This window comes from Mesorhizobium salmacidum (SeqCode) (assembly GCF_037179605.1).
GTDB classification, from domain to species: Bacteria; Pseudomonadota; Alphaproteobacteria; order Rhizobiales; family Rhizobiaceae; genus Mesorhizobium; species Mesorhizobium salmacidum.
Genome location: NZ_JAPYKS010000006.1, coordinates 108,739 through 120,874 on the forward strand (window position 1 = coordinate 108,739; position 12,136 = coordinate 120,874).

Sequence of the window (12,136 nt, forward strand, 5' to 3'; positions counted from 1 at the left end):
TCCCCGATGCGCTATTAGCCAGAAGTGAGTAGCGTGATGTCGGGGGAGCGGAGTTGGTTTCGAGTGCACATCAGGGCAGTCTGTTCTCGAACGACTTCGTCCAGCGGTCTATCGTCGGAAGCGGCGACTGGACTGCCATTTCTGCCGACGAGCTAACGACGACGCGGCAGCGGCTGGCCGACATCTTCGCCCGTTTCCCTACCCATCAGACGCCAAACGAGACGCAGACGGAACACGACCTGATCTGGCGCGTGCTCTCCGATCTCGGTTGGAATGAACACCTGCAACAACAGAACCTCACCGAGCGAGGTCGGCAGGACGTTCCAGACGGCATCCTCTATCTGGACAGAGCCGCGAAAGACCGTGCCGTCGCACACCGCGAGGAGTGGAGGCGCTACGAGTTCGGTGCAGCCATCGTCGAGAGCAAACGATGGGGACGTCCTCTCGACCGGCGCTCGGAACAGCGCAACGAAATCATGGCTCCGTCCACTCAGATGTTACGCTATCTGCGCCGTGTGGACGACCTCACCAATGGCTCGCTACGCTGGGGCATCTTGACGAATGGAGCCCGCTGGCGGCTCTATTTCTCAGGAGCTAGGTCGGTTTCCGAGCAGTTCTTTGAGATCGACCTCGCCGCCGTGTTGGGCGTGCAAGGCTTCAACGAGGGACTGTTCGCCCTGACGGCAGATGAGCAGCAGCATTGGCTCAAAGTGTTCCTGCTGATGTTCCGGCGCGAGGCGTTTGTGCCGGGGCCGGATCACCGCACGTTTCATCAACGGGCAATGGACGAGGGCCGCTTCTACGAGGAGCGCGTTGCCCAGAACCTGTCCGACCTGGTGTTTGGGTCTGTGTTCCCGGCATTGGCACAGGGCATCGCGCAAGCTGCTCCTGACGCCGATCTAGAACAGGTGCGCGACGCCGCGCTGATCCTTCTCTATCGGCTGCTGTTCATTCTCTACGCAGAGGATCGCGACCTGCTCCCCGTGCGCGACCGCCGTTACGACGACTATGGTCTGCGCGAGCGGGTGCGGCTTGATGTCGGAAGGCGCAAGGATGCCGGGGACGTGTTCTCGGCTACGGCGGCACGATATTGGTCCGCCATCGCCGACCTTTGCCTTGCCATCGACCAGGGTGATACGGCAATCGGCCTGCCACCCTACAATGGAGGTCTCTTCAGTCGGGAGAACACCCCTCTGCTGGACCGCATCAGGCTTGGCGATGCGCTTATGGCGTCGGTGATCGACACGCTGTCCTTCATTCAAGTCGAAGGCCGTCGCCGCTACATCAACTATCGCGACCTCAGCGTCCAACAGCTCGGCTCGATCTACGAGCGCCTCCTTGAGCATGAGATCGTGCGTGAGGATGGCGAGGTTAGGGTCCGGCCCAATATCTTCGCCCGCAAGGGCTCGGGCAGCTACTATACGCCCGACGATCTGGTTTCGCTCGTCATCGACGAAACGATTGGACCGCTGGTCGAGCGCACGATGAGTGCCTTCCACGAAAGGCTGCAGGAGCAGGACGGGTTGCCCTCCGCGAGCCGCAGGTTGGGCGCGCTGACGCGTTTTGACCCCGCCATGCGACTTCTGGAGTTGAAGATCTGCGACCCCGCAATGGGCTCCGGTCATTTCCCCGTCAGCCTCGTGGATAAGCTCGCGGACCACATCATCGAAGCTATGGCCGAGGCCGGCGCTGCGGTCGATTGGGGCGAGGAGGTCATCTACACCTCGCCGCTGGCTGAGCGGATCGAGGCAATTCGCAACACCATTATGGGGAACGCGGAGGCGCGTGGCTGGGCTGTCAACGAGGACCAGCTCGACGACCGTCACATTATCCGTCGCATGGTGCTCAAGCGGTGTGTCTATGGCGTTGACAAGAACCCCATGGCCGTCGAGCTGGCCAAGGTGTCGCTGTGGCTCCACACCTTCACAGTCGGCGCTCCGCTCAGCTTCCTCGATCACCATTTGCGATCAGGCGACAGCCTGTTCGGCTCATGGGTCAAGGCGGGCATTGAGAAGGTCGAGAGGTACGGCTCTCCGCTCCTGCTGCATGGCCCCATCCGAGCAGCTCTGCAATCAGCTGCTCAGATGCAGATCGTCGAAGGGCTAACGGACGCCGAGATCGCCGAGGCCGAGCGGTCGTCGCAAATCTACGACCAAATCAGCGACATGACTGGGCCGCTCAACGCCCTCCTCTCCCTCATCCACGCGCTCGACTGGCTGAACCTGCGCGGGCGCGAAAACATCGCCCTTATCCAGAACTTCTTTGACGGCGACTTCGGTGACCCCGTGCGTGTCCTGCTGGGTCAGGAGCCTCTTCGTGCAGCGCGCGACACGGCTCGCTTCGCCGACATACTCGAACAGGCTCGCGAACTGATCAAGGAGGAGCGCTTCTTACACTGGCAGGTCGCCTTCCCAGGCATTTGGTCGGAATGGGAAGCCGAAGGACCTGTGGGGGGCTTCGACGCCGTCGTGGGTAACCCTCCGTGGGATCGCATTAAGCTGCAACAGGTCGAGTGGTTCGCGGCACGTAGGCCAGATATCGCTCGTGCTCAAAGAGCGGCAGACCGCAATCGCATGGTCAACGCTCTCGTCAACGCAGAAGATCCGTTGGCTCAAGACTTCGAAAAAGCGAACTTGCGAGCCGAGGCCGGGATACGGATGGCGCGGACGTGCGGCGATTATCCCCTCTTATCTGGCGGTGACATCAACATCTACTCGCTCTTCGTCGAGCGGGCGATGCGGCTCGTTAAGCCTGATGGGATGACCGGTGTCGTTGTCCCCTCGGGCATAGCGTCGGACAAGACGGCATCGACATTCTTCAAGGGCGTTGCGACGGAAGGCCGTCTTAAGGCGCTCTTCGACTTCGAGAACAAGAAAATATTCTTCCCCGCAGTTCACGCCTCGTTCAAGTTCTGCGTCTTCGTTGCCAGCCCGTCGCCAACTGCCGAAGCGGCGCGCTGCGCGTTTTACCTTCATTCAGTGGATGGCGTTCGCGATCCAGACCGGTGTTTCGCCATCTCTGCTCAGGACTTCGCCCGGGTTAACCCGAACACCGGCACAGCACCGATCTTCCGCACGCGTCGGGATGCCGCTCTGACCACCGCCATCTACGAACGCTTGCCGGTGTTGGTGGATCGCTCAGGAGGCGCGCCGGTAAGCGCATGGCCCGTTCGGTACATGACAATGTTCCACATGACCAATGACAGCGGGCTGTTCCACACTCGAACCGAGTTGGAGGAGCAGGAAGGCGCGTTCCACCTCGGCGGAAACCGTTACCGCAGCGCCGCTGGCGACTGGGTGCCGCTTTATGTCGGTCGCATGATCCACATCTACGATCACCGAGCGGCATCAGTGCGGGTTAACGAGGCAAATCTGCACAATGCAGCGCTAAGTGGAGAGGTCACGGTAGAGGAGAAGGCGAACCCTAACTTCGTGCCGACCCCTCAGTTCTGGGTGCCAGCGGCGGCAACCACGCTACCAGTAGGCACAAACTGGACAATTGCGTTCCGGGACATCGCTCGTGCCACCGATGTTCGGACTATGATCTGTGCGGCCACTCCGGCGGTCGGCTATGGCAACACCGCGCCACTGATCCTGTCGCCAGTAGCAGGACAGACAATCGGCCCGGAGCTTTTAGCAAACCTTGCGTCAATCCCACTCGACTATGTAACACGCCAAAAGGCCCAGAGCACTCATCTCAACTGGTACATCGTGGAGCAGCTCCCGGTCGTGTCACCAGCGACTTACCGCAATGTCCGCTTCGGTCAAAAATCGGCAGGCGAAATTGTCCGCGAGGCGGTGCTGGAGTTGACGTACACCGCGCATGACATGGCTCCCTTCGCCCGCGACATGGGATATGTCCAAGACGACGGCACGGCACGGCAGCCCTTCGTCTGGGATGAGGAGCGTCGGTTGCATCTCCGGGCTAAGCTCGACGCCCTCTACTTCGGCCTCTATGGCGTCACCGAGCGCGACGACGTGCGCTACATCTACTCGACCTTCCCCATCGTGGAACGCGAAGAGGTCGTCGAATGGGGCTCCTACCGCTCCCGTGACCTCTGCCTCGCCTACATGAACGCACTCCGGGCTGGCCATCCAGACGCAGTGGTTGAGGGGTAGTAAGGCGACTATTCCGGTTCGAGCACATCCTGGGAACCGGGTGGCAGCAAGCTGAAGATGTCCGTCTGAGCATCCTCAGGCGGCAGCGGCAGATCGGTCATGCCGAGAACCTTCATGCGTGATCCTGCCAATTTCGATATGTCGCTATCGTCCGAGTACAACTCGGTCGCCCCCTCCACCACAGCAATCGCAACGATCTGATCATCGAACTTCGCCTTCGCCCTCGGCGAGGTAGTCGATCTTGTGCCGGTTGCTTGCCGAACAGTTTGTATCGCCGCGAACTCGACGGCTGCCCTCTCGTCGAATGGCACGATCTTGAAGTACTTGCTCGACTTCAGGATGCGCAGCCGTTCAGGCGCACCCTCCTGAGCACGTACGAGCACCTCGGCGAGTGCAGGCGTTGGAATGATGATCTTTGCCCTGGCGTTCGCGAGGGTTTCGATCAGGTGCTCGATACGATCTCGGCACCGATCCACCACTTTGCCGCTGCTTTGATCAGACGGCGCAGCAGCCTTGTCGTCGAAGAGGTAGATCAAGGTGCTCGCGTCGAAGGCTACAATCAACCTGTGCCTCCGCGTCCATGGCGCTCTTCAAGCAACGCTCTGACCGGATCGGGTACTTCGTTCCAGGTGTTCCCCTTCACCCGCCGCAATGCGCCGACAACTTTATCGAGGTCAGCATCATCGAGCACCTCGAAGCTGCTGATCTTGAAACTCTTGAGATGCCAACCGCCATCGCCATCTCGGAACCATGTGCCGGTGCCGTGGAGACGTAAGGTCGGGCCATAGAGGTGCGGAGCGATCTGGCGCGCGGTGTCGGGCGTTGTCTGGCCAATGTGAATGATCGCACCATCCCGTAGATGGACCGGAACCGTTTCGTCCGTGCCGCCGATGCGAACGACCTGTCCTTCGAGGCTTCCATCTTGCTTAAATGGCCCGAACGTGAGCAGCTGAGGCTTTTCACGGCCTGGAAAAGGGATAACCACCCCGCCGTCATCACTGGTCAGTTCGCCGGTCGCGTTGTCCTTTCGCAGGAGATCGTCGAGTTCATTGAACGCTTTGATGACTTCCAGTGGCGCATTGCCATTTCTGAGCATGTACACGCGCTCACGCACTTTCGGTCGAGCTGGAGTGTCCACCTTTGCGACGAGGACAGCCGAGCCAGCCTTCACGTCGTCGAAATGAACCCCCTGTGGTTCGCCAAGCAGTTTCGCGAGCGCAGCCATGTACTCAGCGAGCCTCTCCATCGGGAGCGTCTCGGGCGTGTAGCTGTCAGCGATGCGGAACCTATAGTTGGTGCTCATGGCATGTCTCGACCGAAGCATACCTACCAGAAGACTGATTGACGAGAGCTTTCAGCGACGTGTTTCGGTAGAGCAGGCTCCGTTTCGTCGGGGTGATCTGGTCATCGTCGTGCAATCACTTGCACTGGATGCAGGCGTAAAAATGATGGCAGATAATTATCCAAGTTGAGGATGAACCGCCGACCATTGAATGAGGCGGCTTATTGCTTCGGCGCGCGTCCGACTGCAGCCTACTCCACGTGCACCATCACATCGTAGCCGAGAGACCGGAGCGCCTTGCTTATACGACCGTTGCGGGGTGGAAAGCGGTCTGGCATCGCCCATCCAACAATCTCAGCTATCGCGATGACGCCAAGAAGGGTCGTCAAACAGATCGACAGTTGGAGACTAAGTGCAGGTGAGTGCACCAGGTGCGAGACCCGTGATTTTGGGTCGCGATAAGTGAAGAGTAACGCGAGTGAGGATTGCCAAACACGGTGGCGGCCCGCAGCCAAGAAGCTGTCAGAGCGGGCGGGCTAGCGTTGGCAGAACCCCCCCAACAGCAGGCGGAAAGGAAGGGGGATTATGAGCGCATTCCGCCCTACGCATTAGCCATGATCGCGCGTTCGCGGCCCATATTGCTTTTCGAGCTTTGCTTGGGTGCGAGCCGCCGCCTCTTTGGCTCGGGCTTCGATAGCTGGATCAAAGGTTAGGGTTATTCGAAGCATTTCGAACCCACCAGCAATCACCCCCAACAAAATGAGGAACGGGCCTAAAGACATAAGTCCTATAGCCCAGAAAAGTACCTCCGGGGATTGGGCACCCTGCGCAAAAGACCGCAAGAGCGCACCTGCAAAAATCGCAACGTAACCGGCGACTGCGACTGGATGAGAAAACATCGACCCGTCCCTCCAAAATCAATGTCTGGTCAACTGGAAATTATCCCAGCCGGAGCAGTCTGGTCCTGCCGTTAGTTCGGGAGATGAAATGCCGCCGGGACCGACAAAACATTGTGCTTGGCCGTTGGCCACCACGGGAGGGCAGTTCACCTCGAAAAGTCCGCTGGTGGTGTTTCCTGCTGTTATAACCAAGCTGTGATACGTATACCTCGGGATCGGCGCGGCTGTTTTTATGACCGCGAGGGGGACGGAACATCCTTTTCTGGATATTGCCACCGAATAGCCCTCCAAGTTGAAGACGCGATGGTCTTCTGTTGGCGCTAAATTGACGTTCGAAGGTTGCGGAGAATTTGTTGTGCACGAGGCAGCAGACAGCATCAACGCCGAGAATTTGAGGGCTCTGTAAGTTCTGCTCCCGATTTCTTGTCGAAATGTGTGTCTGAACGCGCCTTGCGCGATCTTTCGAATTTGGCATACGCTCATGTTTAACCCCCTCCTTTTGAACGTCTTCTTCGAAGATTATCCGATTTCGTATTTCAGTTTTTGACCCATGTGGCAGCAGCGTAGCTGAAGTTTCCGGCTGCGGTCCCGTCGCCTGCATGCACCACAGGATTTCGATTTCTTGTCCGCCGCCGTGTTTCCGTAGAACCGCGAGCGCGCTCCCGGAGCGTTCCCGCTCGGTCTCCGTCGAGAGAAACCCGAAGTAGCACATTGAGGAAGTCTAGGCCGCGCTTGAGCTTCTCGTCGTCGATCTTCCTCCACGCCATATCAGAAATCGTGTTCTCCCCGACCCCGAGCCTGCTCAACGTGTCCCCCCTCACCCTCCGCCTCCTATGAGACGGCCCAGAGTAGGGATAGCCGCAGCAATCCGTACAATACTCAGAGTTTGCCCGCCATTCCGTATTTTTGTCGGTTTCATCGAAATTTGTCGAATTGCACTACGGGTCATGGACACGCGACACCGTCTAGGCATTCGCCTGAAGCACATCCGAAAGCAGCGGGGGTTCACGCAGGACCAGCTTGCCGGGCAGACGGGCAGGTCGGTGGATGCGATCTCCAATCTCGAACGAGGCAAGAGCCTTCCCAGTTTCGAGACTATCGAACGCCTGTCCCAGGCGCTCGGTGTCGAGTTGAAGACCTTGTTCGATTTCGAGGAGGAACGACAGTCGCCCCGACGCCTTGCATTGATAGAAAGGGTGCGAGCCATCGCCGGTGAACTGCCGACAGCAGACCTGCAACTCGCAGTCGATCAGTTGGAAGCACTGCAAAGACGCGGAAGGGTAAAGTAAGCGGCCTCGTAACCCACTATCGCCGAAGCATGCAGCGACGCGATGTGCTTCGTCCCTTATCACAGAACTGCCGCCGCCGCATTGTCGGTGAAGATGTCGCCGATCCTGACATAGCGGCTGAGCATAGCGTCGGAAGCGTGACCTGTTGTGCGGCGAATGGCGAGCGTGCTGACCCCGGCGATAACGGCGCTGGTTGCCAATCCTGATCGAAGACTGTGCCCGCTGAAGGGAGAGGGATCGAAGCCTGCTGCCTTAGCCCGTCCTTTCAAGATGATGCTTACAGCCTCGCCGGATAGGCGCTCATGGGCAATTTGGCCGTGCCGATCCACGGGCCGGAACATAGGCCCGCTCTCGATCCCGGCATGGTCGAGCCAACGGACCAGACTGCGAACCGGGCACCAGTGAGTTCTACCGAAGGGTATGCCGACCTTACGACCAGCGCCTGTCTGGTCGGTTTTGGAGCGGCGCAGGGTGACAACGATACCCTGCCGGACGCATTCGATGTCTTGGACGTCTAGGCCGACCAACTCCGACCGCCGGAACGCCCCGGCGAAGCCAAGCAATAACAGCGCCTTGTCGCGCAAGTCCTTTGATCGGTTGCCAATTCGCTCCAGAATTTGGAATAGGTCGTCCCGTAGCAGCGGCTTCGCCTCACGTTGGGCGGTTCCGACGGCGCGACGTATCCCGCGCAAAGTTGCCTTTACGATTTCGGTTTTGCAGGGGTCATCTGCACCAATTGCTCGATGCGCCTTCGAGATCGAAGCTAGGTAGCGTGCGAGGGTTGCCGGTCTGTGTGTTGACGCGCGAGAGGCCAGATATTCCGCGACCTGTTCAGGCGACGAGGGAATTGTCCCGCCGTTTACCTCGAATTGGGCTAGGTCCGCTCTGTAGGCGCGTTTTGCGTTCTCGGATAGGGAATTGGTGATGAAGTATTGAACGAGCGCTGGCGGGCTTGGGAGGCCATTTGGCGAAGGTAAGGAAGATCGGTCAGTGCAAGTGATTGCACTCGGCGTCACTTCGGAGCTTGTAGGATGCGCCTCGGTCTCGCCAACATCACCAGCAAGCGGCATCAGGAGCGGCGGATCATAGCACATGGGCCCGCTCCTCGTTCAGAAGCCCAATATCAGCACGCACGAGGTGGAGCAGTTCGACCGCCTCGACCGGTTCGAGGGCGGCGAACGAGTTCCAGTCCGCTTGTCGGCGGAGGCTAAGGCCATCTGGCCAGACGGCTCGATCTTTGACCAGGCCGCTTTCCGCCCGGAATAGCGCGTGTCCGAACACAGCGCCTCGGTCACGTTTGGCAACGTGGCTATCGAGCCAACGCGATGTGCCGCTATCTCGGGCAAGAAATCGGGCCATCGCAGTTCGACCTTGGCGCGTGAATTTGTCCAGCGCCCATGAGGGGACGCCAGCAATCGTCACCTCAGACGGAAACTCATCAGATCGCACAACGGTCTCTGACCTGTCAAACACCGACCAAAGCAATGGCAGGAACCCGCATATGGCCTCGCCAGTCTGCCGATGCGCTTCGCGGCAGATTTCCACCAGCGTTTGAGGAAAGCCCGCCTCACATAGGAAATCGAACACTGCCTGGGGACGCCGCCGTCTCGTCAGACGAATGTCCTCGGCCCATTCACCGCCCCCCATCGCATGTCGTACAGCAATGCCACGGCGTTCTATCGGATCGGGGCCTGCAATCACGTCCAATAGATCGTTCAGTGGCATGTCAGTGAGTTCGAGCCGATCCCCGTTCCAACTGGGGCAGTCGTTCGTGACAACGTATAGATCGTCAGTCGCTCGGCATTTCCGTGAAATCGTCAACCTCGACACGATAAAGCTAACCAGGCGTTCCATCCCATACAGGCGTGCAAGTCGCCTTCTTTGACCCGCCGCGACGATGGTCAGAAAAACTGCATCCAAGTCACCCAGGCCCACATCTTCCACCGCTATGACTGCTAAGCGCCGCCAGAGACGATCCGGTGCTTTCGACAACAGGGTTGCTGCGGCTCCCAAGGCGAAGTGTGTGCGACCACGACGAATGGCCTTCTGCAGCAAAGCAGCCGCCAACCATGGTGAGATGGTAGCCGGAATGGGTGCTAGGGCTTGCGGCTCGTGGTGCTGAAGCTGACGTTCGATATCCGACGCGATTGAGGCAATGATATCTGGACCGTTCACTTGATGCTCTCCTGTTCCGGGAGAGCCGGGTCATCCGCGCCCGCTACTAACTTTGACTGATTTGCGTGCAAGGGAAAGGTGTTTTAGATCATCCGAGCCTCGGGTTCTGAGCCCTGCGCAAAAGCGATGAAAATTAGGTAAAATCGGGAAAGCCCGGATTTGGCCTAAACTATCCGGGCTACACAGAAAACACCCGACCGGGGAGGTGAACTACCCGTAATCCAACCGTCGTTCCATTCGGGTGCTTGGAACGGGACTTTAGCGGTTGTGGATCAGAGATGGATCGACGGGACAATTGGTTGAAAGCGGCCCACTTAACTGAACCGGTAATTCAGTTCCAAACCCGGATAGCTGATCTTCTCCACGTAGGAGAACAGATAATCAGGGTCGCTCTTGTCGCCGTAATTGTCGCTGACCTTTGTTCCTTCGCTCCACCCGCCGAGCGCCGAAAGCACGTCTGAGGGTGCTTCAATTCTTCTCAGTGCATCACGGAAACTATGTCTCAAGCTATAGAGCGTTTGACCGGGTTTCCGCGAGATCGCCTGATCGAGGAAGCTCTCGCGGAACCGCCTGCACGGGTAGTCGGAATAATAGCCCCGTTTGCTCGGGCTCAAATCTGAAAACAGCAACGCGTCCTCCCCGTCTTTCATCCTCGACTTTACAAAGTCGAGAAAGCCCAAGGCGATCAACGTGGGGTGAATAGGAAAGCTCCGGCGGCTGTATATTGTCTTCACCACCTTTTTAACCGCAGTCCCCTCGTCATCGGCGGTGGGCAGAACGCTCGCATACCAAATCCCAGTGGAAGATTTCTTGATGTCGCCCACCACCATTTGACAGATTTCACCGGGGCGCATCCCGGTGAACGCCATGATCAATGGCAGCCAAAACCGCCACGCGCGGTCAGGCTTCGTATACCGTTTGGCCGCGCCTTCGCGCCAATGTCCGTAAAACCCGCACGTCAGCAGTTGCTTCACTTGCTCCACGGTAAAGGGAAGCCGCTTTTCAGCGGCACTACGCAGGTCCTGCTTCAGTGGCCTAAGACCCTCGGCGGGATTGTTCTGCACCAGCCATTTCGCCGTCGCCACCGACATGACGTTGCGAAAGCAAATTAGGTACTCGCCTTGGCTGGCTGCCGAGAGAAGCGGTGCACCGTCGTCCGTGCCTTTGGTGATGGCTTCTTGGAAGGACAGACCCGGATAGCGCTTTTCCCTGTGCGCCGGTAGCTTAGCCAAAATCCCTTGGAGCCTTTTTGCGACATCGTAGTTCACGGATCGAATAGGCGTGTCCTTGCCAACCACTTCCTCCAAAAAATCCAGGCGGGCTTCGACCTCGGCGATCCATTGCCGTCTACGCTTGTTAAGCGTCGCTCTCGTTCTCTCGTCCTCCAAATATGCCCTTGTGATCTCGCCAAACGTATCCTGCGGATCGGTCGAAGGAGTGGCCGATGCCGGAGCGCTGGGCTGTATGACCAAGTCGTCGCGAAAGAATGCGAGTTCCTTGCGGAGGAGCGATACAAGGCCGCGTCGGATAATCTCAGCGGCACCTACTTCGGTCAGCCCGTCGAATTGCTCGTCGCCGAAGACCCGTTCAAACGCCTGTTGAACCCAGCGATGTTGATCGGGATGGCCCGGGTCCGCCAAGGATTGCAACTGCATTTCCTTGTCGATCTTTATCTCCGACAACTGATCGGCTGTATCAGCAGGATCGTTGATGTAGCGACGTTCGAATTTGGCGAATTGGTCAGAGACGTATTGCACCACCCGGCGGTTCACTTCCTCATTCGAAAGCCGCGTAGCTGGTGCTTCGACAAGGCGTTCACCGGGCTTTTCAGAGGTCTCGATTTGCTCGAATTCAAAGTCAAACCGGACATTCAGCAGATTTCGCCGCTTTCTGGCCTCGGCCAGCGATTTGGTATCAAGCGACTGAACGAACATTTTCTTGCCATAGGTCGAGGCAAAACGCTCGGGCATGCGCCGACGGTAGTAATAGACCCCGTCTCGTGGCCAGAGATAACGATCATCAGACATTAACGGCATCTCGCACATGTAACACGTTTGTGTAACAGCAACGAGAGCTAAGCTATTGATTTCCCCGGCTTGTTTTGTGGGCCTTCAAGTTCGGGGGATTTTGGTGCCGCTTAGGTGACTCGAACACCTGACCCCATCATTACGAATGATGTGCTCTACCAACTGAGCTAAAGCGGCCCGGGAGGCCAAGGCCTCCAAGATGGGCTGGGTGATAGACTCAACCGGCCGCGAATTCAAGATGCGACTTGGCAAATCATGCAAGAGACCCGCCGCGATCGAAACCGGGGTTCTGGCGTCCCTGCATGCTGGAATCGCCGGCAGATTCCGATTTTGTTTGCCGGAACAT

General features: G+C 58.3%; 7 protein-coding genes and 1 tRNA gene. 2 read left to right on the plus strand and 6 right to left on the minus strand.

All coding sequences use genetic code 11. From position 1 onward, the window contains the following. Window positions 1-53: 53 nt before the first annotated feature. Window positions 54-4,118: an Eco57I restriction-modification methylase domain-containing protein gene (locus O7A60_RS10260; protein WP_337106148.1), complete on the plus strand. Its 4,065-nt coding sequence runs from the start codon at window positions 54-56 to the stop codon at window positions 4,116-4,118. An 8-nt stretch (window positions 4,119-4,126) separates the two neighbouring features. Here O7A60_RS10260 and O7A60_RS10265 read toward each other — a convergent pair whose 3' ends face one another. Continuing rightward, window positions 4,127-4,681 carry a type II toxin-antitoxin system VapC family toxin gene (locus tag O7A60_RS10265; protein ID WP_337106149.1) on the minus strand — a complete coding sequence of 185 codons (555 nt, stop codon included), beginning with the start codon at window positions 4,679-4,681 and terminating at the stop codon, window positions 4,127-4,129. Next, window positions 4,678-5,421, minus strand: coding sequence for a hypothetical protein (locus tag O7A60_RS10270; RefSeq protein ID WP_337106150.1), 744 nt, complete (start codon window positions 5,419-5,421; stop codon window positions 4,678-4,680). The genes O7A60_RS10265 and O7A60_RS10270 overlap by 4 nt, the downstream gene beginning before the upstream one ends. A gap of 1,825 nt (window positions 5,422-7,246) precedes the next feature. On the opposite strand from O7A60_RS10270, the gene O7A60_RS10275 reads away from it, so the two are divergent. Further along, window positions 7,247-7,588 (plus strand): helix-turn-helix domain-containing protein, encoded by a 342-nt coding sequence (locus O7A60_RS10275; protein WP_337106151.1) that lies wholly within the window; start codon window positions 7,247-7,249, stop codon window positions 7,586-7,588. Window positions 7,589-7,647: 59 nt separating this feature from the next. On the opposite strand, the gene O7A60_RS10280 is transcribed toward O7A60_RS10275, so the two are convergent. The 4 genes from O7A60_RS10280 to O7A60_RS10295 form a co-directional block, all read right to left on the minus strand. Further along, window positions 7,648-8,682, minus strand: a complete 1,035-nt coding sequence (locus O7A60_RS10280; protein ID WP_337106152.1) for a site-specific integrase — start codon at window positions 8,680-8,682, stop codon at window positions 7,648-7,650. After that, on the minus strand, window positions 8,672-9,763 hold the full coding sequence (locus tag O7A60_RS10285; protein ID WP_337106153.1) for a hypothetical protein: 1,092 nt from the start codon (window positions 9,761-9,763) through the stop codon (window positions 8,672-8,674). Before O7A60_RS10285 ends, O7A60_RS10280 begins: the two co-directional genes overlap by 11 nt. A gap of 314 nt (window positions 9,764-10,077) precedes the next feature. Further along, window positions 10,078-11,790 (minus strand): site-specific integrase, encoded by a 1,713-nt coding sequence (locus tag O7A60_RS10290; protein ID WP_337106154.1) that lies wholly within the window; start codon window positions 11,788-11,790, stop codon window positions 10,078-10,080. A gap of 101 nt (window positions 11,791-11,891) precedes the next feature. Then, a tRNA-Thr gene (locus O7A60_RS10295) sits at window positions 11,892-11,967 on the minus strand. Between the last annotated feature and the right edge of the window lie 169 nt (window positions 11,968-12,136).